Annotated in this window: 28 protein-coding genes; 21 read left to right on the forward strand and 7 right to left on the reverse strand. The window is 60.7% G+C overall.

All coding sequences use genetic code 11. The features are described 5' to 3' along the window. The first annotated feature begins 2 nt into the window (after positions 1–2). The 6 genes from DT23_RS06590 to DT23_RS06615 all read left to right on the forward strand — a co-directional run bounded on the left by DT23_RS06590 (position 3) and on the right by DT23_RS06615 (position 4,544). Positions 3–632, forward strand: a complete 630-nt coding sequence (locus tag DT23_RS06590) for an ATP-dependent Clp protease proteolytic subunit (RefSeq protein WP_038129633.1) — start codon at positions 3–5, stop codon at positions 630–632. Between the two features lie 116 nt (positions 633–748). Beyond that, a complete protein-coding gene (gene clpX / locus DT23_RS06595) occupies positions 749–2,014 on the forward strand; it encodes an ATP-dependent Clp protease ATP-binding subunit ClpX (protein WP_038129637.1) in 1,266 nt (421 codons plus the stop codon). Between the two features lie 126 nt (positions 2,015–2,140). Beyond that, on the forward strand, positions 2,141–3,256 hold the full coding sequence (locus tag DT23_RS06600; protein ID WP_051697091.1) for an acyltransferase family protein: 1,116 nt from the start codon (positions 2,141–2,143) through the stop codon (positions 3,254–3,256). Positions 3,257–3,285: 29 nt separating this feature from the next. Then, entirely contained in the window at positions 3,286–3,660 is a 375-nt protein-coding gene (locus DT23_RS06605) for an NADH:ubiquinone oxidoreductase subunit NDUFA12 (RefSeq protein WP_038129640.1), read from the forward strand. Positions 3,661–3,675: 15 nt separating this feature from the next. Then, positions 3,676–4,134, forward strand: a complete 459-nt coding sequence (gene mlaD / locus DT23_RS06610; RefSeq protein ID WP_038129642.1) for an outer membrane lipid asymmetry maintenance protein MlaD — start codon at positions 3,676–3,678, stop codon at positions 4,132–4,134. Next, positions 4,131–4,544 (forward strand): DUF2155 domain-containing protein, encoded by a 414-nt coding sequence (locus tag DT23_RS06615; RefSeq protein ID WP_051697092.1) that lies wholly within the window; start codon positions 4,131–4,133, stop codon positions 4,542–4,544. Before mlaD ends, DT23_RS06615 begins: the two co-directional genes overlap by 4 nt. On the opposite strand, the gene aat is transcribed toward DT23_RS06615, so the two are convergent. Next, complete coding sequence (aat, locus tag DT23_RS06620; protein WP_038129644.1) at positions 4,508–5,146, reverse strand: leucyl/phenylalanyl-tRNA--protein transferase; 639 nt, start codon at positions 5,144–5,146, stop codon at positions 4,508–4,510. The two genes, DT23_RS06615 and aat, sit on opposite strands and share 37 nt — an antisense overlap. 70 nt (positions 5,147–5,216) lie before the next feature. On the opposite strand from aat, the gene DT23_RS06625 reads away from it, so the two are divergent. Continuing rightward, the gene (locus DT23_RS06625; protein WP_038129647.1) at positions 5,217–5,927 is read left to right on the forward strand and encodes a DUF1698 domain-containing protein; all 711 of its coding nucleotides are present in this window, start codon (positions 5,217–5,219) and stop codon (positions 5,925–5,927) included. Positions 5,928–5,972: 45 nt separating this feature from the next. Here DT23_RS06625 and accC read toward each other — a convergent pair whose 3' ends face one another. Together accC and accB are read right to left on the reverse strand one after the other, a co-directional pair. Beyond that, a complete protein-coding gene (accC, locus tag DT23_RS06630; protein ID WP_038129649.1) occupies positions 5,973–7,316 on the reverse strand; it encodes an acetyl-CoA carboxylase biotin carboxylase subunit in 1,344 nt (447 codons plus the stop codon). Between the two features lie 10 nt (positions 7,317–7,326). Continuing rightward, the gene (gene accB / locus DT23_RS06635) at positions 7,327–7,818 is read right to left on the reverse strand and encodes an acetyl-CoA carboxylase biotin carboxyl carrier protein (protein WP_038129651.1); all 492 of its coding nucleotides are present in this window, start codon (positions 7,816–7,818) and stop codon (positions 7,327–7,329) included. Between the two features lie 292 nt (positions 7,819–8,110). Here accB and DT23_RS06640 point away from each other — a divergent pair, with 292 nt between their 5' ends. Then, on the forward strand, positions 8,111–9,454 hold the full coding sequence (locus DT23_RS06640; RefSeq protein WP_038129653.1) for an NAD(P)-dependent oxidoreductase: 1,344 nt from the start codon (positions 8,111–8,113) through the stop codon (positions 9,452–9,454). A gap of 3 nt (positions 9,455–9,457) precedes the next feature. Beyond that, the gene (gene preA / locus DT23_RS06645; RefSeq protein WP_038129656.1) at positions 9,458–10,756 is read left to right on the forward strand and encodes an NAD-dependent dihydropyrimidine dehydrogenase subunit PreA; all 1,299 of its coding nucleotides are present in this window, start codon (positions 9,458–9,460) and stop codon (positions 10,754–10,756) included. Positions 10,757–10,782: 26 nt separating this feature from the next. Here the strand turns inward: preA and DT23_RS06650 are convergent, their stop codons facing one another. Both DT23_RS06650 and DT23_RS06655 read right to left on the reverse strand, forming a co-directional pair. Further along, positions 10,783–11,361, reverse strand: a complete 579-nt coding sequence (locus tag DT23_RS06650; protein WP_038129658.1) for a flagellar biosynthesis protein FlhF — start codon at positions 11,359–11,361, stop codon at positions 10,783–10,785. A gap of 117 nt (positions 11,362–11,478) precedes the next feature. Beyond that, complete coding sequence (locus DT23_RS06655; protein ID WP_051697093.1) at positions 11,479–12,129, reverse strand: TetR family transcriptional regulator C-terminal domain-containing protein; 651 nt, start codon at positions 12,127–12,129, stop codon at positions 11,479–11,481. A gap of 439 nt (positions 12,130–12,568) precedes the next feature. Between DT23_RS06655 and DT23_RS18450 the strand changes: the two genes are divergently transcribed. After that, positions 12,569–13,384, forward strand: a complete 816-nt coding sequence (locus DT23_RS18450) for a hypothetical protein (protein ID WP_051697094.1) — start codon at positions 12,569–12,571, stop codon at positions 13,382–13,384. A gap of 4 nt (positions 13,385–13,388) precedes the next feature. On the opposite strand, the gene DT23_RS06670 is transcribed toward DT23_RS18450, so the two are convergent. After that, positions 13,389–14,051, reverse strand: coding sequence for a TetR family transcriptional regulator C-terminal domain-containing protein (locus DT23_RS06670; RefSeq protein WP_038129966.1), 663 nt, complete (start codon positions 14,049–14,051; stop codon positions 13,389–13,391). Between the two features lie 125 nt (positions 14,052–14,176). On the opposite strand from DT23_RS06670, the gene DT23_RS06675 reads away from it, so the two are divergent. The 11 genes from DT23_RS06675 to DT23_RS06725 all read left to right on the forward strand — a co-directional run bounded on the left by DT23_RS06675 (position 14,177) and on the right by DT23_RS06725 (position 24,411). Continuing rightward, complete coding sequence (locus tag DT23_RS06675; RefSeq protein ID WP_038129662.1) at positions 14,177–15,427, forward strand: Zn-dependent hydrolase; 1,251 nt, start codon at positions 14,177–14,179, stop codon at positions 15,425–15,427. An 86-nt stretch (positions 15,428–15,513) separates the two neighbouring features. After that, positions 15,514–16,965, forward strand: coding sequence for a dihydropyrimidinase (gene hydA / locus DT23_RS06680; RefSeq protein WP_038129664.1), 1,452 nt, complete (start codon positions 15,514–15,516; stop codon positions 16,963–16,965). A 7-nt stretch (positions 16,966–16,972) separates the two neighbouring features. Continuing rightward, entirely contained in the window at positions 16,973–17,395 is a 423-nt protein-coding gene (locus tag DT23_RS06685; RefSeq protein ID WP_038129665.1) for a VOC family protein, read from the forward strand. Next, complete coding sequence (locus DT23_RS06690; RefSeq protein ID WP_038129668.1) at positions 17,392–18,180, forward strand: ABC transporter ATP-binding protein; 789 nt, start codon at positions 17,392–17,394, stop codon at positions 18,178–18,180. Before DT23_RS06685 ends, DT23_RS06690 begins: the two co-directional genes overlap by 4 nt. Before the next feature lie 102 nt (positions 18,181–18,282). Then, on the forward strand, positions 18,283–19,143 hold the full coding sequence (locus DT23_RS06695; RefSeq protein ID WP_038129671.1) for an ABC transporter permease: 861 nt from the start codon (positions 18,283–18,285) through the stop codon (positions 19,141–19,143). Beyond that, a complete protein-coding gene (locus DT23_RS06700) occupies positions 19,143–19,991 on the forward strand; it encodes an ABC transporter permease (protein ID WP_038129672.1) in 849 nt (282 codons plus the stop codon). The genes DT23_RS06695 and DT23_RS06700 overlap by 1 nt, the downstream gene beginning before the upstream one ends. A 65-nt stretch (positions 19,992–20,056) precedes the next feature. Beyond that, entirely contained in the window at positions 20,057–21,043 is a 987-nt protein-coding gene (locus DT23_RS06705) for an ABC transporter substrate-binding protein (protein WP_038129970.1), read from the forward strand. A 269-nt stretch (positions 21,044–21,312) separates the two neighbouring features. Next, on the forward strand, positions 21,313–21,666 hold the full coding sequence (locus tag DT23_RS06710) for a hypothetical protein (RefSeq protein WP_038129674.1): 354 nt from the start codon (positions 21,313–21,315) through the stop codon (positions 21,664–21,666). A 165-nt stretch (positions 21,667–21,831) separates the two neighbouring features. After that, positions 21,832–22,014: a hypothetical protein gene (locus DT23_RS06715; protein WP_156023874.1), complete on the forward strand. Its 183-nt coding sequence runs from the start codon at positions 21,832–21,834 to the stop codon at positions 22,012–22,014. Between the two features lie 78 nt (positions 22,015–22,092). Then, entirely contained in the window at positions 22,093–23,412 is a 1,320-nt protein-coding gene (locus DT23_RS06720; protein WP_038129678.1) for a short-chain fatty acyl-CoA regulator family protein, read from the forward strand. Positions 23,413–23,472: 60 nt separating this feature from the next. Further along, on the forward strand, positions 23,473–24,411 hold the full coding sequence (locus DT23_RS06725; protein ID WP_038129680.1) for a LysR family transcriptional regulator: 939 nt from the start codon (positions 23,473–23,475) through the stop codon (positions 24,409–24,411). Between the two features lie 11 nt (positions 24,412–24,422). On the opposite strand, the gene DT23_RS06730 is transcribed toward DT23_RS06725, so the two are convergent. Further along, positions 24,423–25,082: a thiamine diphosphokinase gene (locus DT23_RS06730; RefSeq protein WP_038129683.1), complete on the reverse strand. Its 660-nt coding sequence runs from the start codon at positions 25,080–25,082 to the stop codon at positions 24,423–24,425. Positions 25,083–25,219: the final 137 nt, after the last annotated feature.

Below are 25,219 nucleotides of genomic sequence, written 5' to 3' on the forward strand. Positions count from 1 at the left end.
CGATGAAAGACCCCCAAGACTTTTACATGAACACGCTGGTGCCTATGGTGGTCGAGCAGACGTCGCGCGGCGAACGCGCCTATGACATCTTCTCGCGCCTCCTCAAAGAGCGCATCATTTTCCTATCCGGCCCGGTGCATGACGGCATGTCGACGCTGATTTGCGCCCAGCTTCTGTTCCTTGAGGCGGAAAACCCGAACAAGGAAATCGCGATGTATATCAATAGCCCCGGTGGTGTCGTGACCTCGGGCCTGTCGATTTATGACACGATGCAATATATCAAACCCAAGATCTCGACCTTGGTGATCGGGCAGGCGGCTTCGATGGGCTCGCTGCTGCTGACGGCGGGCGAAAAAGATATGCGATTCTCGCTGCCCAACAGCCGCGTGATGGTCCACCAGCCCTCGGGTGGCTATCAGGGTCAGGCGACCGACATCATGATTCACGCGCGCGAGACCGAAAAACTTAAGCGTCGTCTGAACGAGATCTACGTCAAACATACCGGCAATGACTATGAAACTGTCGAGGCGGCGCTTGAGCGTGACAATTTCATGTCCGCAGAAGACGCCAAAAAATGGGGTTTGATCGATGAAATTCTTGAAAGCCGCACCCCGAGCGAAGGCGAAAAGTGATCTCGGGGCTTAGCTGACCCGCGAATTTGACATTGAGGTAGCGGGTGGCCTGTCTTAGTCTGACCAGGACAGGCCCCCGAAATAGCCCGGATGGCCGGGCAGCGCAGAGGTTTTAGATGGCGAACTCGAACGGCTCCGACAGCAAGAACACGCTCTATTGCTCGTTTTGCGGCAAGAGCCAGCATGAGGTCCGCAAGCTGATCGCGGGCCCGACGGTGTTCATCTGTGATGAATGCGTCGAGCTGTGCATGGATATTATCCGCGAGGAAACGAAATCGGCGGGGCTGAAAACCACCGATGGCGTGCCCACGCCGCGCGATATTTGCAAGGTTCTCGATGATTATGTGATCGGGCAGGAACACGCCAAGCGCGTGCTTTCGGTTGCGGTGCATAACCACTACAAACGGCTTAACCACGGTTCGAAAACCGATATCGAGCTGGCGAAATCCAACATCCTGCTGATTGGCCCGACCGGCTGCGGCAAGACGCTGCTGGCGCAAACGCTGGCGCGGATTCTGGATGTGCCCTTCACGATGGCCGATGCGACCACGCTGACCGAGGCGGGGTATGTCGGGGAAGATGTGGAAAACATCATCCTGAAATTGCTGCAAGCCAGCGAATATAACGTCGAACGGGCGCAGCGCGGCATCGTCTATATTGACGAGGTCGACAAAATCACGCGCAAGTCTGACAACCCCTCGATTACACGCGACGTGTCGGGGGAGGGGGTGCAGCAGGCGCTTCTGAAAATCATGGAAGGCACCGTGGCCTCGGTGCCGCCACAAGGCGGGCGCAAGCATCCCCAGCAGGAATTCCTGCAAGTGGACACGACCAACATCCTGTTCATCTGCGGCGGAGCGTTTGCCGGTCTTGACCGGATCATCGCGCAGCGCGGCAAGGGCTCGGCGATGGGCTTTGGCGCGGATGTGAAGGAAAAAGACAGCCGCGGCGTGGGCGAGATCTTCATGGATCTCGAGCCCGAAGATCTGCTGAAGTTCGGTTTGATCCCGGAATTCGTCGGGCGTCTGCCGGTGATTGCAACGCTGACCGATCTGGATGCCGACGCGCTGGTGACAATTCTGACGGGGCCGAAAAACGCTTTGGTCAAACAATACCAGCGCCTGTTCGACATTGAGGGCGTGAACCTGACCTTCACCGATGATTCGCTGGCGGCGATCGCCAAACGCGCGATCGAACGTAAAACTGGCGCGCGGGGCTTGCGCTCGATCATGGAAGATATCCTGCTGGATACCATGTTCGAACTGCCCGGTCTGGATGACGTCGAAGAAGTGGTGGTCAACGAAGAAGCGGTCACGCAATCGGATGCCAAGCCGCTGATGATCTACGCCGACAAAAAGAAAGAAGGCAAATCAGCAAGCTGAGCCCTTCGAATGACAGGTTTTACAAAGGCGGGCTTCGGCTCGCCTTTTATTTTGCGCAAATTTCTTTTCCAGATAAATGATTTGACCTAGGGTCGCGGCAATAACACTTAAGAAACGGGCAGCGTGATGAGGCAGAGCTTTGCGCCGCTGGCGACGGGGCATGAGAATAATCTCAACCTGATGCGGTTGATCGCAGCGCTATGCGTGCTCGTCTCGCACGCGTGGCCAATCGCACTTGGCCCGCAGGCCATCGAACCCTTTAAAGCAACGACCGGTTTCAGCCTTGGCGCCCTTTCCGTCTTCACCTTCTTCGCGATCTCGGGGTTTCTGATCACCGCAAGTTTCGAGCGATCGACGGGACTTTGGCCCTACTTTCGCGCCCGCATCGCGCGGATCTATCCTGGCTTGATCGTTTCAATCGCCTTGGTAACCTTCATTTTAGGGCCGATTTTTACGCAGGTTTCGCTGACAGAATATTTTGGCGCGGCGAAAACTTGGCAAGCATTTCTCGGGAATGCCAGCCTTCTGAAGCTTGAGTATCAACTGCCTGGTGTGTTTGCCTCTAACCCTTACCAAACCGTGCAGGGCTCGCTTTGGACGCTACCAGTCGAGATGCGCCTCTATATCCTCGTCGCGCTGCTTGGAATGCTTGGGCTTTTTCGTCGCCCGCTTTTGCTTGTGCTGGTCTGCGGATTTGGGCTTTTCGCGATATCTCAAAGCGGTGATGCAAGCTTTTCTGGCGCGCACGCATTGCGGTCACTGTGGTATCCGGGGCTGCCCTTCTTTTTCGGAATGGGGCTCTATCTTGCGCGTGAGCGCCTTCCAAGTTCGCCCGTCATTGCAGCTGTCCTCATCGTTTTGGCGGGCCTGAGTATTTCCGGGCCATTGGGCTATCTCACGATGGCGCTTGCGATATCATACGCCGCACTTTGGCTGGCTGGCTGGCATGGAAACAGGAGCGCTGCGTGGTTGGAATCGTCTGGGCGATTATTCCTACGGGACGTATGTTTACGCTTTTCCCGTTCAGGGCATGGTCGTCGCGATCAAGGGCGATATGGACCCCATCACCAATATTGCGCTTGCTGCGCCGATCACGCTCGCTCTCGCGGTCCTGTCGTGGCACTTGGTAGAGCGTCCAGCGATGCGTGCCATTCGCAAGCGACGAATTTCCGCGCCGATTTCTCCTTCCAACGCATCCTGAAATGGCTTGGACACTGGACCTTGCCGCGTCAAAGGATATAACGGTCAGGACAGATCGCGGAGGGTGTCCCATGAAATTTCTGCTTCGGCTTCTGACTTGGTGGAACGGTCAAACGCTTGGCACGCAATTGTTCACCGCGCGCAAGGGCGTTAAGGTAGGTGAGGACGCGCAGGGCAACATCTATTATCACTCGCGCGACGACAAGAAACGCTGGGTGATCTATAACGGTGTGATCGAGGCCAGCCGCATCCCCCCGGATTGGCATGGCTGGATGCATTTCACCTATGACGAGCCGCCGACCGAGCAGCCCTTTGCCCATAAGGTTTGGGAAAAGCCGCATCAGGAAAACCACACCGGCACGGCCGCGGCCTATGTGCCCCCCGGTTCGATTCGCTTGGCGCAACCTGTTGAGCGGCGCGACTACGAGGCGTGGCAACCCAAATAATTGCAGGGGACGGCAATGTCTGAGAACCGCACCGAGATCGTGACCGGGGCCGTTGTGCTGGTCGTGGCGCTGGGCTTTCTGGTCTGGGCCGGGCGCGGAATCGGGCTTGGCCCCGAAGGCGGTAGCTATCCGCTGCATGCCTCTTTCCGCTCGATTGGCGGCGTGATTGCAGGCACCGATGTGCGGCTTGCGGGGGTCAAGGTGGGCACGGTGACCGACGTGGCGCTGAACCCGAAAACCTTTTTCGCCGACACCACGATCACGGTCAAAGACAGCGTGAAACTGCCCGAGGATACGGTGATTGCAGTGACGCAAGACGGGCTGATGGGGAGCAACTACATTGAGCTGATCCCCGGCGGCGCGATGGATGATCTCAAGCCTGGAGATGAAATTCTGGACACGCAAAGCGCGGTTTCGGTGCTGAACCTGATGCTGAAATTCGCCGGTGGCGGCACGCAGGAGGAGGCGCAATGATCCGCGCATTGATCGTGGCTTTGATGCTACTGCCCGGCATGGCCGGGGCGCAGGAATTGCTGCCCGACGCCACGCCTGACGATCAGATCCCGCAAGCCGAACCCGCGCGCGGGCTGGCCGATGGTACGGGGGCGATGCTGCGCGGTCTGGATAAGGTGGCGGGCACGACCTCGGATATCGAGATGAAGGTCGGGCAGAGTGTCAAATTCGGATTTATTTCCATCACCTTGCGCGAATGTCGCTATCCGGTCGATGATCCGTCTTCTGATGCCTATGCGTTCCTGACGATCACCGAGGCTGCCAAGCCGCAACCCGATTTTTCAGGTTGGATGATCGCCTCAAGCCCCGCACTCTCGGCGCTGGATCATCCCCGTTATGACGTTTGGGTTGTGCGCTGCACCAGCAATTGAGGCGTCGGGATTTCGGGCGCCGTGAAATCGGCGTTCTGCAGCAGGGCTTTTGCCAATCGCGCGCGATACTCGACCCGCGCAATTTCAATCCCGCCAAGGCTGGCCAGATGCGGCGTGATATATTGCGTGTCAAACAGTGAAAACCCCGCCTGACGCAGCCGATCCACTGTGAAGGCAATCGCGATTTTTGACCCGCTTTTGCGCGCGGAAAACATGCTTTCGCCAAAAAACGCGCCCCCCAATGTGATGCCAAACAGCCCGCCAACCAGATCCGCGCCCTGCCAGACCTCGACCGAATGGGCATAACCGGCGGCGTGCAGATCGTCATAGAGCGCAAAAAGCGGCCCGTTAATCCATGTCTCATCGCGATCCGCACAGCCCTCCACCACGGCGCGGAATGCGCGATTGGTTGAAATAGTGAAATCGGCGCGGCGAATTTCCTTCGCAAGAGAGCGTGAAATGTGGAAATTCTCCAAGGGCATGATTCCGCGCTGAGCGGGGTCAAACCAGTGAAGCTGTGTCGCCTCGCGGCTTTCGGCCATCGGGAAAATGCCTTGCGCATAGCCTGTCAGCAGAAGTTGCGCGCTCAACCTGTCCGTCATTTTCTTGCCCGTTTTTCCCGTTACGCATAGGGTGCCCCCAAGATGAACCAGAGCGAGGCCGAGCGCAAATATGGGTTTCTATGATTTCCTGCCCGAGATCGGGCGCTATGCGGATGATCCGGGCACGGTGGACCGTATGAACCTGCGCCACAAGGTGATTATCAAGCCGCTCGAAGATCAGATTGCGGGCAAGCGCGTGCTCGATCTTGCCGCGCATGACGGGCGTTGGGCCTATGCGTTTGCAGCGGCTGGTGCGCGCGAAGTCGTTGGGATCGAGGGTCGCCAAGAGCTGATCGACCGTTTCGACGAATTCCCCCGTGCCCATCTGCGCGAGAAGGTGACGCTGATTTGCGACGATATTTACGACGGTATGCAAAAGCTGATCGACGCGGGCGAACGCTTTGATATCGTTGGGGTTTTGGGGATTCTGTACCACGTCATGGACCATTTCCGCCTGTTCCAACTGGTGCGCAAACTTGGCCCGGAACTGGTGATCGTGGACAGCGAATTTGCGCAGCGGCCCGGACAAGTCATCATGCTGGTGCGCGAGCGCACGGATAACGAACTGAACTCGATTCCCCAGATTGAAGGGCAGGAAAAGGCGCTGATCGGCATTCCGTCCTTCCCGGCGATGGAGGCAATGGCTGATGTGCTCGATTACGATTGCCATTGGCTTGATTGGAACGCGATCGGGGCGGGCAAGCGCAAATTTGTCGGCGATTATTATCGCCCTGCCGATCAGCCCAAAAGACGCGGCACCTGCCTGTTGATCCCGAAATAAAAAACGCCCCCGAAACGGGGGCGCTTTCAGTCTCGTTCGTGCTGCTTACAGGTTCTTTTCAAGCCATTTTTCGAGCCAGTGGATCGAGTAATCCCCAGCCTGAATATCGGGTTCTGCCAGAAGCGCGTTGAATAGCGGCACGGTCGTGTCGACCCCATCCACGATCAGCTCTCCCAGCGCGCGATACAGCCGTTGCAACGCCTCATGACGGTCGCGCCCGTGCACGATCAGCTTGCCGATCAAGCTGTCGTAATAGGGCGGGATCGTGTAGCCGTCATACAGCGCGCTATCCATGCGCACGCCAAGACCGCCGGGCGCATGATAATGCGTGATTTTGCCGGGGCAGGGCGTGAAATTGGGCAGCTTCTCGGCGTTGATACGCACCTCGATGGCGTGACCGCGAATCGAGAGCTTGTCCTGCTCGAACTCCATCGGCTCGCCGGCCGCGATCTTGATTTGCTGGCGCACCAGATCGACGCCGAAAATCGCCTCGGTGACGGGATGTTCGACCTGCAAGCGGGTGTTCATCTCGATGAAATAGAACTCGCCATCCTCATAGAGAAACTCGATCGTGCCTGCACCGGAATAGCCCATTTTGCCAATCGCATCGGCGCAAATGCCGCCGATCCGGGCGCGCTCTTCGGGCGTGATCGAGGGGCCGGGGGCCTCTTCGAGCACTTTCTGGTGGCGCCGCTGCAACGAGCAGTCGCGCTCTCCCAGATGCACGCCGCGGTCCTTGCCATCGCCAAAGACCTGCACTTCGATATGACGCGGCCTCTGGAGATATTTCTCCATATAGACTTCGTCATTGCCAAAGGCCGATTTCGCCTCGGCACGCGCGGTGCGAAACGCGCTTTCCAGCGCGGCCTCGTCAGCGGCAACCTTCATGCCGCGCCCGCCACCCCCGGCGGTCGCCTTGATGATCACCGGATAGCCCATCGCGGCGGCTTCTTTTTTCGCCGTCTCGACATCTGGAACACCCGCAGCCGAGCCCGGAACCACTGGAATACCCAGCTTTTTCGCGGTTTCCTTGGCGGTGATCTTATCGCCCATAAGGCGGATATGGGCCGCCGAGGGGCCGATAAAGGTAATGCCGTGATCTTCAAGCACCTGCACGAAGGCCGCGTTTTCCGACAAGAACCCGTAGCCCGGATGGATCGCCTGCGCGCCGGTGATTTCACAGGCCGCCACGATGGCGGGCACGGACAGATAACTTTGCGTCGACGAGGGCGGGCCGATGCACACGGATTCATCGGCCATGCGCACATGCATCGCGTCCGAATCGGCGGTGGAATGGACCGCGACAGAGGCGATCCCCATTTCGCGGCACGCGCGGATGACGCGCAGCGCGATTTCGCCGCGATTGGCGATCAGGATCTTGTCAAACATCTTAGCGCCCTCACTCAACGATCATCAGGGTCGTGCCAAACTCCACCGGCTGGCCGTCATCCACGAGGATGCGCTTGACCGTGCCCGCTTTCGGGGCCGGGATATGGTTCATCGTTTTCATCGCCTCGACGATCATCAGTGTCTGGCCTTCTTTGACCTGATCGCCGGGTTTGACAAAGGCCGACGCGCCGGGTTCGGGCGACATATAAGCCGTGCCCACCATCGGCGAGGCAACCGCGCCGGGATGATCGGCGGGATCGTCGGTCGCGGGGGCTGCGTCACTTGGGGCGGGGCTAGCGGCAGGCGCAACCGGAGCAGGGGCCGCCGCCATCGGCGCGCTAGCCTGTTGCACCACATTCACCTGTTTGGCCACGCGCACCTTCAGGCTGTCATCGGGGCCATAATCGCGCGTCACCGCCAATTCGGTCAGTTTGTTGGCGTTCAAAAGTTCGGCGAGTGCCTGAATGAAGGCCACGTCATTGTCTCGGGTGTCTTTGGTCATGCGATCCTCAAGGGGGGCTTTTACGAATGGCCCGTTCTGTCGGGGCCTTACACTGTCACAGGTGGTTATACGCGAGGTGAGGCGCGGTGAAAAGCCGCAACGGGTTGCGCAGGGTTAAGCACTCGCGAAATCTTGACTGCCCGGAAAATGAGCAAGCGAAGGGCATCGCGCACAATCTCCGGGCAGAGCGGAGGAAACGGGCCTCTGCTGCAGTGCGGAATATTTTACCACTTGATAAAATTCAAGACTGTGGCAGCGTAGGGGCAGTATAAAAAGGACAGGGAGCCCGCAAATGTCACATAGCCAGCTCACCGAAGGGATCGTGCCCGGACGGCTAGATACCGAAGGTTACTGCAAAAATTTCACCGATGTTGCGCCGCCCCTTGGCGTGCAAGAGGCGCGCATTGCAGCGGATCGGTGTTATTTTTGCCACGATGCGCCTTGCATGGAGGCTTGCCCGACCTCAATCGACGTGCCGCTGTTTATCCGGCAAATCTCGACCGGCACGCCCGAGGCCGCGGCCCGCACGATCTTTGAGCAAAACATTCTGGGTGGCATGTGCGCGCGCGTTTGCCCGACCGAGACGCTGTGCGAAGGGGCCTGCGTGCGCATGGACTCTGAGGGCGAGCCGGTAGAAATCGGCGCGTTGCAGCGCTTTGCCACGGACACTCTGATGGCCAAGCAGGATCACCCGTTCTCACGCGCGCCAAGCACCGGCAAATCGGTCGCGGTTGTGGGCGCGGGGCCTGCGGGTCTGGCGGCGGCGCATCGTCTTGCGATGTTGGGCCATGAGGTCACGATCTATGACGCCCACGCCAAACCCGGCGGGCTGAACGAATACGGCATCGCCAGCTACAAGGCTCCGGGCGGCTTCGCGCAGGCCGAGGTCGCGTGGCTGTTGCAGATCGGCAGCATCACGGTGGTCGAGAACTGGCAATTGGGCCGCAAGGGCGATGGCGATCTGGCGGATCTTCTGGGCGATCATGACGCGGTTTTCCTTGGCATGGGCTTGAGCGGTGTGAATGCGCTGCGCCTTGAGGGTGAGGACAAATCAGGCATTCGCCCTGCGACAGAGTTCATCGCGGAATTGCGTCAGGCCTCGGATCTGGCCAGCTTGCCGGTTGGGCGCGATGTGGTTGTGATTGGCGGAGGCATGACGGCGGTCGATGCGGCGGTGCAATCGAAACTGCTCGGCGCGCTCAATGTCAGCCTTGTCTATCGTCGCGCGCGCGCGGAAATGCCCGCCAGCCTGCACGAGCAGGAACACGCGCTGACCCATGGCGTGAGCATCATCGAGAACGCGGCACCCGTGGCGATCCACGGCAATGGTGCGGTGCGAGAGGTCGAGTTCGCCTATACGCGCTCCGGCCCTGATGGGCTTGAGATGACCGACGCCACCTTCCGCCTGCCCGCCGATCAGGTGTTCAAGGCGATTGGTCAGACGCTGGGTGACACGCCTGCCAAGGTCGAGGTCGCGGGCGGCAAGATCAAGGTTGACGGGGCAGGGCGCACGACCGCCCCGCGCGTCTGGGCTGGCGGAGATTGTACCCATGCGGGCGAGGATCTGACCGTCACGGCAGTGGCGCAAGGGCGCGACGCTGCGCAAGATATCCACCACGTTTTGATGGAGGGCTAAGAGATGGCCGATCTACGTTCCGAATTCATCGGTATCAAATCCCCCAACCCGTTCTGGCTGGCTTCGGCCCCGCCCACGGATAAGGAATACAACGTCCGGCGCGCCTTCGAGGCGGGCTGGGGCGGCGTCGTGTGGAAAACGCTCGGCTCTGAAGGGCCGCCCGTGGTTAACGTCAACGGCCCCCGTTACGGCGCGATCTACGGTGCGGACCGGCGGTTGCTGGGGCTTAATAACATCGAGCTGATCACCGATCGCCCGCTCGAGGTGAACCTGCGCGAAATCAAATCGGTCAAGCGTGACTACCCGGATCGCGCGCTGATCGTGTCGCTGATGGTGCCTTGCGACGAGGATAGCTGGAAGGCGATCCTTGCGCGCGTCGAGGACACCGAGGCCGATGGGGTCGAGCTCAATTTCGGCTGTCCGCATGGCATGGCCGAACGCGGCATGGGCTCGGCTGTCGGGCAGGTGCCCGAATATATCGAGATGGTCACGCGCTGGGTAAAACAGCATTCGCGCATGCCCTGTATCGTGAAACTCACGCCCAATATTTCCGACATTCGCGGCCCGGCGCGCGCGGCCAAGGCGGGGGGCGCGGATGCGGTCAGCCTGATCAATACGATCAATTCGATCACTTCGGTCGATCTGGATGACTTCGCGCCCGAGCCCACGATTGACGGCAAGGGCACGCATGGCGGCTATTGCGGCCCGGCGGTCAAGCCGATTGCGCTGAATATGGTGGCCGAAATCGCGCGCGATGCGGAAACCGCAGGATTGCCGATTTCGGGGATCGGTGGCGTCACGACATGGCGCGACGGGGCCGAATTCATGGCGCTCGGCGCGGGTAATGTGCAGGTCTGCACGGCGGCGATGACCTACGGGTTCAAGGTCGTGCAAGAGATGATCTCGGGCCTGTCGGAATACATGGATCGCAAGGGGTTCACCAACACGTCCGAACTGGTCGGGCGCGCGGTGCCCAATGTGACGGATTGGCAATATCTTAACCTCAATTACGTCACCAAGGCCGAGATCGTTCAAGACGATTGCATCAAATGCGGGCGCTGTTTTGCCGCGTGTGAGGATACCAGCCACCAGGCCATCGCGATGTCCGAGGACCGCACCTTCACCGTCAAGGATGAGGAATGCGTCGCCTGTAACCTGTGTGTCGAGGTCTGCCCGGTCGATTGCATCGAGATGGTGCAAATGGCCAAAGGCAGCGTCGATCCGCGCACAGGCGAAACGGTGGGCGATTATGCCAACTGGACGACGCATCCCAACAACCCCTCGGCCACCGCCGCCGAGTAAGGGCGCGCCCTCTGTCGGGGGGCGCGTCAGCGCGTCACATCAAGTTGTGACGCGTTGGTCTGGGGCGTTTGTGGCCAAGGCCGGGCCTGCCACTGCTGCGCCGCGCTTGTATCAGGCGCGGCGTCTTGCGTCACCGCCGCCGATAGCGTGGCCTCCCCGGATTGAGACGATTCCTTGATCGCGCTGTCTTGCTCTGACGTCTTACCTAGCGACTCTGGTGTTTCGACAGCCTCCGAGGTCTCTGACGCCGCCATATCCCCCGCCATCGCCGGAACGGCCATGACCCGCGCGGCCGCCTCTTCTAGCGGTGACACATCGAAGGTCGGCATTGGCCCTGATGGCGCATTCGGATCAGGCGGCGGCCCGACCGGTTCGCTTTGGGTTTCCCCGCTGGCAATATGCGCTGCGGCAATGCCGCGAAACAGCCGCGCGGTTTGCGCATGATCTTGCGCCGTTTGCGTATCCGTTCCCGCACTTTTCCCGCCATTCGTGTCGGCGGATGTCGCCGCCGGTTCCACCGTTGTTGCAGGCGCATTTTTAGGTGTCGCCGGGCTTAACAGCGGCGACCAACCCGTTTGAGGCATCAGCCCCGATATCCGGTCCATCCCCATTTCCTCGCATAAACATCCCCACAGGGTGAGTCTGCGCGCAAGAAGTTTCGCAAAGGTAAAAACGCGGCCGCAGTTTCGCCATAGGGTTAACTGCGCAGGCAGAGGGGGCGATCAGGGGGCGAGCAAGCGCCCGAATAGCATGTCCAGAAACTGCCCTGCGCCCTCAAACGGGTCGGTGTCGGGGCCAAGAACCGCGCGCACCTGCACCTCGAAATCGGCGTAATGCTGCGTCAGTGCCCAGATCGAGAAAATCAGGTGATGGGGATCAACCGGGGCCAGCTTACCGGCGTCGATCCAGCCGCGAATAACCTGCGCGTTGGCATCCACCAACGTCTTGAGGTCGTGGCCCAGCTCATCTTCCATCCGGGGCGCGCCTTGCAGCATCTCATTCGCGAAAAGCCTGCTTTCGCGGGGCATTTCGCGGCTCATCTCAAGCTTGCGGCGCATATAGGACATGATTTCAGCGCGCGGTTCTCCGTCAGGTTTCATCGCGCGCAGCGGTGCCAGCCAAATGTCAAGAAGCCCTGCCATCAACTCGGCATGGATCGCCTCTTTGGAGGGAAAATAATACAGCAGATTGGGTTTGCTCAAACCAGCTTCGGACGCGATCTGATCCAGCGTCGAGCCGCGAAACCCATGCGCGGAAAACACCTCAAGCGCAGCCTCTAGGATCTTGCTCCGGTTCAGCTTCTGAATGCGTGTCAGCGGCTTATCTGCGTCTTGGCCTTGCGCAAAGCGCGCCTGATTTCCGGTATCATTCAATGCATTTCTCCCGATCACGCTAAAGTAACCGAAAAGCGGCGCGCGGATCAACGTAGCGTTGCCTTTACGCCAGGGCAAGTCGCGTCGCAATGCAGCGCTTAACTGACCTCTTGGCTGTGGTAGCGTTCACTCTGACCGACTGGTCAAATCGCTATTGTCGGCCCGTGGCGCGGCCCCCGGCCGCCCGACCGGAGAAATCTCATGGCCCTTGATCGCAAGCCCCCCAATGACCTGAACGCCTTTTGGATGCCCTTCACCGCGAACCGCCAGTTCAAGAAGACCCCGCGCATGTTCGAACGCGCTACAGACTTTGCACCCTATTGGCAGGAGGCGCTGCAATCGCTGCGAGGCACGCGCCATGTCATCGACATTCGCCCGCTCCGCCCCTTGTGCCATTGCCAGCGCTGCCTATTTTACGCGCAGCCCCGGAGGTTTCCCCATGCTGCGCCTCGCGTTTCTTTGCGCCCTTCTGTTGCCCGCCACGCCTGCGTTTGCCGAACTGGTTTCGTGCAAAACCTCGATTCGCGGCGAGACTTATGATTTCCGCTATGATCCCGACAATGCGGCGCTCAAAGACAGCCGCAGTCTGCGCGAAAAGGTGTTGGGGGAGAGGGGCGATGTGACCTGCCCGGCGCTCGTGACCCTGCGCGCGTTGACGCCTGAGTTGGATGATGCCGGGCGCGCACCGTTCTGTTTGCAATGGGATCGCAAGGCCAAGACCTATCTAGGCTATGACGAGGGCGCGCGCGATGCCTATGGGATGTGCCGCAAGCCCTCGAAAAGCTTCTGCCAGCGGTTGGTGGGCACGACACAGGCCGTGCAGGGCCTTGGGACCGGTGCCGAAGGTCTTGCGGCGGATGCGGCGGGCGCGGTTGTTGGCGATCAGCTGGGCACAAAGATCGTGCGCGATCAGTCGAGTCGCTTGCGCGATAAGCTGTTGCAAGCCGGGATTGGCGTTTTGGCGGCCTCATCGCCGCCTGCATTGGCCGCGACGGCGGTGATCGTTGGCGGCACGGTCTATGTTTGCTCGGATAGAGGCGCTGAGGGGGCCGCGATGCAGGCCGCGCCCGAGCCCGACCTCAAAAGCGGGGCCGAGATTGCAGAAGGGGCCGAGTTGTTGGGGGCAAAACTGCCCAAGACGCATTTGCCCGAAGGGGTCGAGGGGGCGCCCAATGCCCCCGTCGAAGTTGCGCCGCTGGGCCAGCCGGATGCCCCTGATGCCCCTGATGCGCCGGATACTCCGGCGGCGCAGTAGCCGCTCAGAGCACCCCGATCCCGCGCAGCACGATCCCCTTCACGCTGGCTTTCGTGGCCTCCCACTGTTCATCCGATAGCGGTTTGCCACCGTTCAGCGTCTCGATCTGATGACCGAAATCGGCGTAATGCTGGGTCGTCGCCCACAGCATATATAGAAGGTGATGCGGGTCGACATCGGCCATCTGGCCCTGCGCGATCCAGCGCCGGATGATCTTGGCGCGCCCCTCGGTCCAGTCTCGCAGCGTCGTTTCCAAGTAGTCCTGAATGACCGGCGCGCCGTGCATCACCTCGCTGGCCCAAACCTTGGAGCCATTGGGGTGACTGCGCGAAATCTCCATCTTGGCATCGATATAGGCACCGATCCCCTCGGCCGGGCCGACCGCCTCGTCGAACACGTCGGCCGCCTCCAGCCAGGTCGTGAAGATCCGTTCGACCACGCGGCGATATAGCGCCTCTTTGGTGGCGAAATAGTAATGCAGGTTCGCCTTGGGTAAGCCTGCCATATCCGCGATCAACTGCATCGTGGCGCCGCCGAAGCCGGCCTCGGCAAAGACGGTTTCGGCGGCTTTGAGGATGGCTTCCTCGGTGGCGCGGCGCGCTTCTGCCCGGCTTCCCGACCCGCTGCGCCCATTTTTTGAGCGTTTGCCGCTCTCGTCATCTCTCATCCGCGATCCGTCCGATTTTTTGTTGACCGAATAGTCAGAACATGGCCCACTCAACTTGACCATACGGTCAGAACAAGATTCGTCGCAAGAGGGCAAAGCCCCACCAGCCGACAGGGAGTTTCAAAATGTCTGCACCCGGAGAGAACCTTCGTATCAACCCCGACCGCCTTTGGGACAGCCTGATGGAGATGGCCAAGATCGGCCCCGGCGTCGCGGGTGGCAATAATCGCCAGACCCTGACCGATGCCGACGCCGAGGGCCGCGCGCTGTTCCAGTCATGGTGCGAAGCGGCGGGCATGAGCATGGGCGTCGATAGCATGGGCAATATGTTTGCCACGCGCCCCGGTGAAGATCCCGACGCGTTGCCGGTTTATATGGGCAGCCACCTTGATACCCAACCCACCGGCGGGAAATATGACGGCGTTCTGGGCGTGCTTGGCGCGCTCGAGGCCGTGCGCTCGATGAATGATTTGGGGATCAAGACCAAGCACCCGATCGTGGTGACCAACTGGACCAACGAGGAGGGAACGCGGTTTGCGCCTGCGATGCTGGCCTCGGGGGTGTTTGCGGGGCTGCACACGCAAGACTGGGCCTATGATCAGGTCGACGCAGAGGGCAAAAGCTTTGGCGATGAGTTGAAACGCATCGGCTGGGTCGGTGACGAAGAGGTCGGCGCGCGCAAGATGCATGCGATGTTCGAATTGCATATCGAGCAGGGCCCGATCCTTGAGGCCGAGGGCAAAGATATCGGCGTTGTCACCCACGGGCAGGGGCTTAGCTGGACGCAGGTGACGATCACCGGCAAGGACAGCCATACCGGTTCCACCCCGATGCCGATGCGCAAGAACGCAGGGCTTGGCATGGCGCGTGTGCTGGAACTGGTCGATGAGATCGCCTGGTCGCATGCCCCCGATGCGGTCGGGGCGGCAGGCCATATCGACGTCTATCCCAATTCGCGCAACGTGATCCCCGGCAAGGTGGTGTTCACCGTCGATTTCCGCTCGCCCGATCTGGCGGTGATCGAGGATATGGAAAAGCGCCTGCGCGAAGGGGCGCAGAAGATTTGCGACGATATGGGGTTGGGCGTCGAATTCGAAAAATCCGGCGGCTTTGATCCGGTGACCTTTGATCCGACCTGCGTGTCAGCTGTGCGCAGCGCCGCCGAGCGTCTAGGCTATAGCCACCGCGATATCATCTCGGGGGCAGGCCATGATGCCTGCTGGATCAACAAGGTCGCGCCCACGGCGATGATCATGTGTCCCTGCGTGGATGGCCTTAGCCATAACGAGGCCGAGGAGATTTCCAAGGAATGGGCGGGCGCGGGCGCGGATGTGCTGTTGCATGCGGTGCTCGAAACAGCCGAAATCGTAAGCTGAGACGGGCGCGTGCCGGGGGCTCTGCCCCCGGACCCCCGGGATACTTGGATCAAGAGGAAGGCAGCGCCCTTCCGAGGAGGACCCCAATGACCACAGTCATCAAGAACGGAACCATCGTCACCGCAGATCTGACCTATAAGGCAGATGTGCTGATTGAGGGCGGGCAGATCATTGAGATCGGGCCGGACCTGAAGGGCGACGAAAGTCTCGACGCGACCGGCTGCTATGTGATGCCGGGCGGCATCGACCCGCATACCCATCTGGAAATGCCCTTCATGGGCACCTATTCCACCGATGATTTCGAATCCGGCACGCGGGCGGCCTTGGCGGGCGGCACCACCATGGTGGTCGATTTCGCGCTGCCGGCTCCGGGGGAGGGGCTGCTGGATGCGCTCAAGAAATGGGACAACAAATCGACCCGCGCGCATTGCGATTACTCGTTTCACATGGCGATCACATGGTGGGACAAGCAGGTCTTTGACGAGATGAAGGCCGTGACCGAGCGCGGCATCAACACCTTCAAGCATTTCATGGCCTATAAGGGCGCTTTGATGGTCAATGATGACGAGTTGTATTCAAGCTTCAAGCGCTGTGCAGAATTGGGCGCGATCCCGCTGGTGCATGCCGAGAATGGCGATGTGGTGGCGGAATTATCGGCGAAATTGCTCGCTGAGGGCAATAACGGCCCCGAAGGTCACGCTTATTCGCGCCCGCCCCAGGTCGAGGGTGAGGCCACCAACCGCGCCATTATGATCGCCGATATGGCGGGGGTGCCGCTGTATGTCGTGCATACCTCGTGCGAGGAAAGCCACGAGGCGATCCGACGTGCGAAGATGAATGGCAAGCGCGTCTGGGGCGAGCCGCTGATCCAGCACCTGACGCTCGATGAATCTGAGTATTTCGACAAGGATTGGGATCACGCCGCGCGTCGCGTGATGAGCCCGCCGTTCCGCAACAAGCAGCATCAGGACAGCCTGTGGGCGGGCTTGCAATCGGGCACGCTGTCATGTGTGGCGACCGACCACTGTGCCTTTTCGACCGAGCAGAAACGCTATGGCGTCGGCGATTTCACCAAGATCCCCAATGGCACGGGCGGGTTGGAAGACCGCTTGCCGATGCTGTGGACCTATGGCGTTGGCACCGGGCGGCTGACGCCCAATGAGTTCGTCGCCGTGACCTCGACCAATATCGCCAAGATCCTCAACGTCTATCCCAAAAAGGGCGCGGTGCTGGTGGGCTCGGATGCTGATCTGGTGGTCTGGGACCCCAAGGCGAGCAAGACGATTTCGGCCAAGACGCAGCAATCTGCTATTGATTACAATGTGTTCGAGGGCAAAGAGGTGACCGGTCTGCCGCGCTATACGTTGTCGCGCGGCGTGGTCGCTTGGGCCGATGGTGAGATCAAGACCAAGGAGGGCCACGGCCAGTTCGTCGCGCGCGATCCCGGCATGCCGGTGACCAAGGCGCTGTCGACCTGGAAAGACCTCACCGCGCCGCGCCCCGTGCAGCGCAGTGGTATTCCGGCGAGCGGCGTGTAGAGTCGCCATGGGAGCTCCGGGCCATAGCGGCGTTTTAGAAGCGGCGGTCTATGTCAGCGATCTTGACACGACCGAACGTTTTTACAGCGGCGTGCTTGGCCTAGAGCGCATCGCGCGCGTCGAGGGGCGGCATGTGTTCTTTCGCTGCGGGCCAAGCGTGATCCTGGCTTTTATCGCCAAGGCCACACGCCAGCCCCCCGCCGCTGACGCAAAACTGCCAGTGCCCCCGCATGGCGCGACCGGGGCAGGGCATGTCTGCATAGGCAGCACGGGAGAGCTGCTAGATGAATGGGAAAAGCACTTGAAAGACAATAATGTAGTGATCGAGGCTGACTTTCGTTGGCCAAACGGAGCGCGCTCGATCTACCTGCGCGATCCAGCGGGAAACAGCGTCGAGATTGCCGATCAAACCCTGTGGAGGCGCACATGACGGCAGCCCCGGTTATTTCCGCCCGCGGGCTGGACCTGACATTTGAAACCAATGACGGGCCGGTCCATGCGCTCAAGGATATCAACCTTGATATCGAGCGCGGCGAGTTCGTCAGCTTCATCGGCCCTTCGGGCTGTGGCAAGACCACGTTCCTGCGCTGTATCGCGGCGCTCGAGACGCCCACGGGCGGCACCTTGCGCGTCAATGGCATGAGCGCCGAGGACGCGCGCAAGGAGCGATCTTACGGCTATGTGTTTCAGGCCGCGGGACTGTATCCTTGGCGCACAATTGCAGGAAATGTGAAGCTTCCGCTGGAAATTATGGGCTATCCCAAGGCAGATCAGGCCAAGCGCGTTGAAAAAGTGCTATCGCTGGTTGATCTTGAGGGCTTTGGCAAGAAGTTCCCTTGGCAGTTGTCGGGCGGGATGCAGCAACGCGCCAGCATCGCGCGCGCGCTGGCCTTTGACGCCGATATCCTGCTGATGGACGAGCCCTTTGGCGCGCTCGATGAGATCGTGCGCGACAAGCTGAATGAAGAGCTGCTCAAGCTGTGGGAGCGCACGCAGAAGACCATCGGTTTCGTCACCCACTCGATCCCCGAGGCGGTCTATCTGAGCACCAAGATCGTCGTGATGTCGCCCCGTCCGGGTCAGATTTACGAGGTGATCGACAGCCCGTTGCCGCGCTCTGCGCGCCCGCTGGATATTCGCGACAGCGAGGAATTCCTGCAAGTCGCGCATCGGGTGCGCGAAGGTTTGCGTGCGGGGCATGCGTATGATGAGTGAGCTCTGCGACATCCGCGCCGGGGCGGGGGGGCTGTCTGCCCCCCTCTGGCTGCGCCATTCACCCCCCGAGGATATTTCGGTCAAGAGGAAGGGAGGCAGGGCATGAAGATGATTGCGCCAATCCTTACCGTTCTCGCCGCGATTGTGCTGCTTTGGTATGCAGGCTCGGTCGCGTTGAATGCGAAATGGACCTATGATCAAGCCGCGCGGGCGGGCGAGGACGTGACGATCTCGCAGCTTCTCAGCGATACGATGAGCCAGAAACGTCCCGTTTTGCCTGCGCCCCATCAGGTGGCGCAAGGGCTGTGGCAGGGGCTTGCGGGGCAAGCGATTACCTCCAAGCGCAGTCTTGTTTATCACGGCTGGATCACGCTTTCCGCGACGTTGCTGGGCTTTGCGCTGGGCACGGGGCTTGGGATCGTGCTTGCGGTGGGGATCACGCATAGCCGCGCGATGGATCTGTCGGTGATGCCTTGGGCGATTGCCAGCCAGACCGTGCCGATTTTGGCGATTGCGCCGATGGTGATCGTGGTGCTGGCGAGCCTTGGCGTGACCGGATTGCTGCCAAAGGCGCTGATCGCGGCTTATCTGAGCTTTTTCCCAGTGCTTGTGGGCATGGTGAAGGGGCTGCGCGCGCCTGACAGTATGCAACTGGATCTGCTCAAGACGTATAATGCCAGTCAGGGCGAGACGCTGGCAAAGCTGCGGATGCCCTCGTCGATGCCCTATCTCTTTGCCTCGCTCAAGGTCGGGGTCGCGGCCAGTCTTGTGGGTACGATCGTGGCCGAACTGCCCGCAGGGGCCACGCGCGGCCTTGGCGCGCGGCTGCTTTCGGGCAGCTATTACGGGCAGACGGTGCAAATCTGGTCGGCGCTGTTTACGGCGGCCGCACTGGCGGCGATCCTTGTCGGGATCGTAGGCGTGATCGAACGGATCACCCTCAAACGGATGGGGATGGCGTGATGGGTTGGGCGATTTTCGCGATAGTTTTCTGGCTGTGTGCGTGGGGCGCAAATGCGTGGATGGCGCGGCGATACGGGCATCAGCGCTGGGCGCAATTTGCCATCCCCGCCTTGTTTGGCATCACGGTGCTGCTGCTTTGGGAGGGCTTGGTGCTGGGCTTTGGTATCAGCCCGGTGATCCTGCCCGCGCCGAGCCAGATCGCGCAGACCTTTGCGCAATCCGGCCCGATCCTGCGTGAGGATTTCGTGCAGACGATCCTTAAGGGCGCGCTGTCGGGCTATGTGATAGGCTGTGGCGCGGCGATTGTTGTGGCTGTGCTGATCGACCGCTCGCCCTTTTTGCAACGCGGGTTGTTGCCGATCGGTAATTTCGTGGCCGCCTTGCCGATCGTGGGCGTCGCGCCGATCCTTGTGATGTGGTTCGGGTTTGACTGGCAATCCAAGGCGGCGGTCGTGGTGGTGATGGTGTTCTTTCCGGTGCTGGTGAACATGGTCGCCGGGCTGGCCGCGACCGATCATTTGCAACGCGATCTGATGGCGACCTATTCGGCAAGCTATTGGCAGGGGCTGATCAAACTGCGCCTGCCTGCCGCAATGCCGTTCCTGTTCAACGGTCTGAAAATCGCGACCACGTTGGCGCTGATCGGGGCGATTGTTGCTGAATTTTTCGGCAGTCCAACCCGCGGGATGGGCTTTCGGATATCTACCGCCGTGGGGCAGCTTGATTTGCCGCTCGTGTGGTCGGAGATTACCGTTGCAGCGCTTGCGGGCTCGGGCTTTTATGGGGCGGTGGCGCTTCTCGAAAAGCTGGTGACGTTCTGGCATCCGTCGCAGCGGGCCCGAGCTTAGGCAAAGCGCCTGAGAATTATAAAAATCCCGGACGCAAGATCCGGGGGCAACAGTGGAGAGATATGATGAAAAAACTGATCGCGGGGGTAAGTGCAAGCCTTATCATGGCAAGCGCGGCCTATGCCAATGAGGACGTGACGCTGCAACTCAAATGGGTGACGCAAGCGCAGTTCGCGGGCTATTATGTGGCTCAGGATAAAGGGTTTTACAAAGACGCGGGGCTTGATGTCACGATCAAGGCGGGGGGGCCGGACATCGGCCCCGAGCAGGTAATCGCAGGCGGTGGTGCCGATGTGATCGTTGACTGGATGCCTGCTGCCTTGGCGGCGCGCGAAAAGGGTTTGCCGCTGGTCAATATTGCCCAGCCTTACAAGAAATCGGGCATGATGCTGACCTGCCTGAAGGAAAGCGGCATCAAGACGCCCGCCGATTTCCCCGGCCATACTTTGGGCGTTTGGTTCTTTGGCAATGAATACCCGTTCCTGAGCTGGATGTCGCATCTGGGCATCCCGACCGATGGCGGCGACAAAGGCGTGACGGTGCTCAAGCAGGGCTTTAACGTCGACCCGCTGCTGCAAAAACAGGCGGCGTGTATCTCGACGATGACCTATAACGAGTATCTTCAGGTGCTTGATGCGGGGATCGCGCCCGATCAGCTCGTAACCTTCAAATACGAGGATGAAGGCGTCGCAACGCTCGAAGACGGGCTGTATGTGATGGAAGACAGCCTCAAGGATCCGGCCTTTGTCGAGAGGATGGCGAAATTCGTCAAAGCCTCGATGGAGGGCTGGAAATACGCCGAAGAGCACCCCGACGAAGCTGCGCAGATCGTGCTGGATAACGACGAAACCGGCGCGCAGACGCTTCATCATCAGGAAGGCATGATGAAAGAGGTCGCCAAGCTGACTGAAGGCACCGATGGCATGCTGGACCCGGCGGATTATGAGCGCACAGTGAAAGTGCTGCTTGAAGGTGGCTCTGATCCGGTGATCACCAAGCAGCCCGAAGGCGCTTGGACCCATGCGGTGACGGATGCTGCCGGTCTTAAATAAGCTATCGCCACGCTTTTGTGCGGCGAATTCGCCCTCCGGAGTAATCCGGGGGGCTTTTTGCTGCGCGATTGCACGGGTTGTTAAGGCTTGTGTGCTGTAACGGGGCGTGGAGTGGAACAAGGCGCTGGCAGATGGTGGTTCAGGCACGAACTCAGGCGAAGGCACGGGCACGCGTGAAAACACAGGCGAAGGCACAGGCAACGGCACGGGCAAGGCGACACGGCAGGCCCCGGCTGTCTCATCTGTTCCTGGGCGTTCTGGGATGTGGCATGCTTGCTGTGCTGTTCTGGCTGACGTGGAAAAGCGACATTGCAGCTCCGCCCTCGCATACCTTTGAAACCCCCTCGCAAGAGGTCGAGGCGGCCTATTGTCTTGCCGTAGTGCGCCAGATCGCGCCCGGTGGTCGATTTGGTGGCTATTTGGGAGAGGCGCAGGATTTCTGGCTAAAACAGCTGATGACCTATGGCGGCGATATGGCGGGAAATCTCACGCAGGGTGAGACACTTTTGGGCCGCCACCTCGCCACGTTTCCGGGGCCGGATCGGGTGTGGCTGATGGATGCGATGGACGTCTGTTCCAATCGCGCGCTGGCCTATGGGTTTCGCTTTCGCGCGTTTCAATGAGGCTGGATCACGCCTGTTCCCCCTTGCCGTTGCAAAAACGTAAGGTCACACTCATCTTTGGCGTCGATATTTATTGATCGAAGTCAAAGCTTGACGCACAATATTGAACTACATAGTTCACTTGACGGGCCAAGAGACATTCGCCCGACTGACAGGAGACAGATGATGCAAAAGACGTTCAAAACGACACCGGTTCTGGCACTGCTCGCAGTAATGACGCTTGGCGCGCTGGCCGGCTGCGCTGAAACCAAGGTCGCGAAGGATTGCAAGCAAACGCAAGGCACCACAGGCGATGAATTCTCGTGTGACGTGCCCAACATGCGCGCGACCATCGAAAACCCGATGTAAAGACGCGGCGTGTAAACGCCTTGTAAAATGCTTTGTATCTCCTGCGTCTAGCTGTAAATCTGGACGCAGGAGGACGATATGGCCAAATCTGCACTCACCGGCACGCGCATCCGCGAACGCCGGACATCGCTTGGCATGAAACAAGCAGATTTGGCGCGCGCTGCGGGTATCTCTGCGGCCTATCTCAATCTTATCGAACATAACCGCCGCCGGGTCAGCGACGCCTTGGTCTTGCGGATCTCACGCGCGATGGGGGTTGATCCCGTGGCGCTGTCAGAGGGCGCAGATAGCGCGTTGTTTGATGGTCTGCGCGAGGCTGCGGCGGGGTTTGAGGCCGAAGGTGCAGGCCCGTTTTCCGCCCCCGATCTTGAGCGTATCGAAGAATTCGTTGGCCGTTTCCCCGGTTGGGCGGCGCTGCTGGCGCGTTCGCAGGCGCGTGTGACAAGTCTGGAGCGCCTGCTGGAAGGCTACGCCGAACGCATGGCGCAAGATCCGTTTCTGGCGACCTCGCTGCATGAGGTGTTGTCGGCGGTGACGGGGCTGCGTTCAAGCGCTGCGATTTTGGTTGAAACTGAGGATATCGAACCCGAATGGCAGGCGCGTTTTCTGGCAACGATCCAGACCGAAAGCCTGCGCTTGTCGGGCGCGGCCGAGGCCTTGGTTGGCTATCTTGACGAGATGGAAGATTCCGAAACCGGGCTATCCTCACCCCAGGAACAGTTCGAGGCTTGGCTCGAGGCACGCGACTGGCATTTTCCTGAAATCGAGGCGGGCGAGCGCAATCTCGCGGGGCTGATCGCGGGCGTTCCGGAACTCGCCTCGTCGGCGGCGCGCGCGCTGGCACTGGCGCATCTTGAGCGCGTAGCAAGCGATGCGCGCGCCCTGCCGCTGGATCTGATCACGCGCGATCTGGCCGAACTGGGCGCTGATCCCGGCGCGATTGCGCAGGCGCGCGCGGTCGCGATCAGTGTTGTGCTGCGCCGTCTTGCTTCCCTGCCTGCGGGGATGGCGGGGCTTGCGCCGCCGGGGCTGGTGATTTGCGATGGCTCTGGCACCCTGACCTTTCGCCGCTCGGCGCCCGGTTTTGCGCTGCCCCGTTTCGGCGCTGCCTGTCCGCTTTGGCCCCTTTATGAGGCGCTGGCCCAGCCGATGCACCCGATACGCACGCTGGTTGATGTGGCGGGGCGGGTGCCGCAACGCTTTGTCACCTACGCGATTTGCGAGACCCGCGCGGTGGGCTTTGACGCGCCGATGCTGCGTGAGGCGACGATGCTGATCCTGCCTGCGCCAGACGAGGCCGCGTCGCAGCCTGCGCGCGCCATCGGGGCGTCGTGCCGGATTTGCCCGCTGGCGCAATGTCCGGGGCGGCGCGAGCCCTCGATCGTGGCGCTTGGCTAAACGCTTGCCTCGGGTCCGCGCGCGCGGCACTCTCGTGATGATCCCAATCGGAGCCTTCCCATGTCCGCCACTCCCCCCCGCGTCAGCCTTTGGGCGGTCGAGGTTTTTACCGCCACCGCCGAGGAGGGCGCGATTACCGCCGCCGCACGTCGCCTTGGTGTTTCGGCCCCCACGGTCAGCCAGCAACTTGCCGCGCTTGAGGCTGCCTTGGGCGCGGAACTGGTGGATCGCTCGGCGCGCCCCTTTGCGCTGACCGTTGCAGGGCGCGGGTTTCTACCCCATGCCGAAGCGATGCTGGATGCGTTGGCGCGTGGTCGCGCGGGCGTGTCGCTGGCCGATCCTGCCGGTCTGACCAGTTTCCGTCTGGGCATGATCGAGGATTTCGAGGCCGAAGTGACGCCATTGTTGCTGGCAGGCATGGCCAGCGATCTGCGCCAGTGCCGCTTTGAGCTGGAAACCGGCCCAAGCCATCGCCTTTTAGCCAAGCTGGAGGCGCGCGGGCTGGATGTGGCAGTTGCGGCCCAACCCGAAGGCCCGCCGCCCGAGGCCAGCGAGGTGCATCCGCTGTTGCACGAGCCATTCATCGCGGTGCGCCCGGCAGGTGGGGGCACGGACCTGCCGCTGATCCATTATTCGCAGCGCACCTTGATGGGCCGTCAGATCGCGGCGCATCTGGCACGCGAAGGTCTGGGCGGCGGGCATCGGCTGGAACTTGACAGCTATCCGGCGATTTTGGCGCTGGTCGCGGCGGGGCAGGGCTGGACGATCCTGACGCCCTCGGCGGTGCGTCACGCGGGGCGTTCGGGGCTGGAACTGGCCCCGTTGCCCGGCGCGCCGCTGTCGCGCTTGATCACCTTAACCGCGCGCGAGGGCGTTCTGGGCGAGTGGCCCGCGCAAGTCGCCGCTCGTCTGCGCGCGCTTTTGGCGGATCGCGTGGTTGCGCCTGCTCTACGAGAGGCACCGTGGCTGCAAGACGCGTTGCGCATCGAGCCGGGCTGACGCGCAGGCCTTTACGGCGCGCTCACCCCCAACGCCTGCAATACCGCGCCCAGATTTTCGCGCGGCAGCATCAATAGCGCGGCTCCCTCTAACGTGATCTCGACGCGCCCAAGTGCCTCATTCGAGGTGCCCACGCGGCTATCGGGCGCAAAGGCGATGCCATCCAGCGGCCAGCGCAGCCCCGTCGAGCGCGCCGTAACCGGCCCGAATGGAAACAATGACACCCGCGTTCCGGCGGGCAGATCCAGCGCGATGTGCGTCGGACAGCGGATGATCACCTCGCGCTCGGCCAGCATCATCACGAGGGCAGGGCTGCGGATCAAATCGGTCATCGCCGCCAAAGTATGATCGAGCCGCAACCCGGTGAACCCAAGCGCCATTACGAACGGAGCCTTGATTGCGCGCAAGCATTTGGCAAAATCCGTGCTGTCCTGCTCTGTGATTCGGTGCACACGCGCGCCCAATTGCTCGTGGGCAGACTTGGACAGGCTGTCGAGATCGCCAATCACCGCCTCGGGATGTAGTCCCAAGGCCAGCGCATGATCGCCCCCGCCATCCGCAGCCACAAGAAAGGGTGCGATTGTCAACGATTCGTCAACATCTTGCGGGTTTACTGTGCCTGCGCCCAGTAGGGTGACACCGCACGTTGAGTTTACAATCAGGTGGAACATGGCATGATTGATGACGAATAAGGCACGAGAACACAATCGAGACCTATAAAATTCCTTTCAAATGCCCTTTTTCGTCCATGGGAAAGCACCAGTTTGGGGGGATGGTGGCAACAATGAGGTCCAAATGAAAGCGAGTG

This window comes from Thioclava indica (assembly GCF_000714545.1).
Lineage (GTDB): Bacteria > Pseudomonadota > Alphaproteobacteria > Rhodobacterales > Rhodobacteraceae > Thioclava > Thioclava indica.

Bases quoted from the DNA above. Each gene is read 5' to 3' on its own strand.
- DT23_RS06695 (WP_038129671.1), top strand. From the start codon at position 18,283: ATGAAGATGATTGCGCCAATCCTTACCGTTCTCGCCGCGATTGTGCTG.
- DT23_RS06590 (WP_038129633.1), top strand. From the start codon at position 3: ATGAAAGACCCCCAAGACTTTTACATGAACACGCTGGTGCCTATGGTG.
- DT23_RS06715 (WP_156023874.1), top strand. From the start codon at position 21,832: ATGCAAAAGACGTTCAAAACGACACCGGTTCTGGCACTGCTCGCAGTA.
- DT23_RS06605 (WP_038129640.1), top strand. From the start codon at position 3,286: ATGAAATTTCTGCTTCGGCTTCTGACTTGGTGGAACGGTCAAACGCTT.
- DT23_RS06675 (WP_038129662.1), top strand. From the start codon at position 14,177: ATGTCTGCACCCGGAGAGAACCTTCGTATCAACCCCGACCGCCTTTGG.
- mlaD (WP_038129642.1), top strand. From the start codon at position 3,676: ATGTCTGAGAACCGCACCGAGATCGTGACCGGGGCCGTTGTGCTGGTC.
- DT23_RS06615 (WP_051697092.1), top strand. From the start codon at position 4,131: ATGATCCGCGCATTGATCGTGGCTTTGATGCTACTGCCCGGCATGGCC.
- DT23_RS18450 (WP_051697094.1), top strand. From the start codon at position 12,569: ATGCTGCGCCTCGCGTTTCTTTGCGCCCTTCTGTTGCCCGCCACGCCT.
- clpX (WP_038129637.1), top strand. From the start codon at position 749: ATGGCGAACTCGAACGGCTCCGACAGCAAGAACACGCTCTATTGCTCG.
- DT23_RS06700 (WP_038129672.1), top strand. From the start codon at position 19,143: ATGGGTTGGGCGATTTTCGCGATAGTTTTCTGGCTGTGTGCGTGGGGC.
- DT23_RS06650 (WP_038129658.1), bottom strand. From the start codon at position 11,361: ATGGACCGGATATCGGGGCTGATGCCTCAAACGGGTTGGTCGCCGCTG.
- aat (WP_038129644.1), bottom strand. From the start codon at position 5,146: ATGACGGACAGGTTGAGCGCGCAACTTCTGCTGACAGGCTATGCGCAA.
- DT23_RS06685 (WP_038129665.1), top strand. From the start codon at position 16,973: ATGGGAGCTCCGGGCCATAGCGGCGTTTTAGAAGCGGCGGTCTATGTC.
- hydA (WP_038129664.1), top strand. From the start codon at position 15,514: ATGACCACAGTCATCAAGAACGGAACCATCGTCACCGCAGATCTGACC.
- DT23_RS06600 (WP_051697091.1), top strand. From the start codon at position 2,141: ATGAGGCAGAGCTTTGCGCCGCTGGCGACGGGGCATGAGAATAATCTC.
- DT23_RS06640 (WP_038129653.1), top strand. From the start codon at position 8,111: ATGTCACATAGCCAGCTCACCGAAGGGATCGTGCCCGGACGGCTAGAT.
- DT23_RS06725 (WP_038129680.1), top strand. From the start codon at position 23,473: ATGTCCGCCACTCCCCCCCGCGTCAGCCTTTGGGCGGTCGAGGTTTTT.
- preA (WP_038129656.1), top strand. From the start codon at position 9,458: ATGGCCGATCTACGTTCCGAATTCATCGGTATCAAATCCCCCAACCCG.
- DT23_RS06730 (WP_038129683.1), bottom strand. From the start codon at position 25,082: ATGTTCCACCTGATTGTAAACTCAACGTGCGGTGTCACCCTACTGGGC.
- DT23_RS06670 (WP_038129966.1), bottom strand. From the start codon at position 14,051: ATGAGAGATGACGAGAGCGGCAAACGCTCAAAAAATGGGCGCAGCGGG.
- DT23_RS06720 (WP_038129678.1), top strand. From the start codon at position 22,093: ATGGCCAAATCTGCACTCACCGGCACGCGCATCCGCGAACGCCGGACA.
- DT23_RS06705 (WP_038129970.1), top strand. From the start codon at position 20,057: ATGAAAAAACTGATCGCGGGGGTAAGTGCAAGCCTTATCATGGCAAGC.
- accC (WP_038129649.1), bottom strand. From the start codon at position 7,316: ATGTTTGACAAGATCCTGATCGCCAATCGCGGCGAAATCGCGCTGCGC.
- DT23_RS06690 (WP_038129668.1), top strand. From the start codon at position 17,392: ATGACGGCAGCCCCGGTTATTTCCGCCCGCGGGCTGGACCTGACATTT.
- accB (WP_038129651.1), bottom strand. From the start codon at position 7,818: ATGACCAAAGACACCCGAGACAATGACGTGGCCTTCATTCAGGCACTC.
- DT23_RS06710 (WP_038129674.1), top strand. From the start codon at position 21,313: ATGCTTGCTGTGCTGTTCTGGCTGACGTGGAAAAGCGACATTGCAGCT.
- DT23_RS06625 (WP_038129647.1), top strand. From the start codon at position 5,217: ATGGGTTTCTATGATTTCCTGCCCGAGATCGGGCGCTATGCGGATGAT.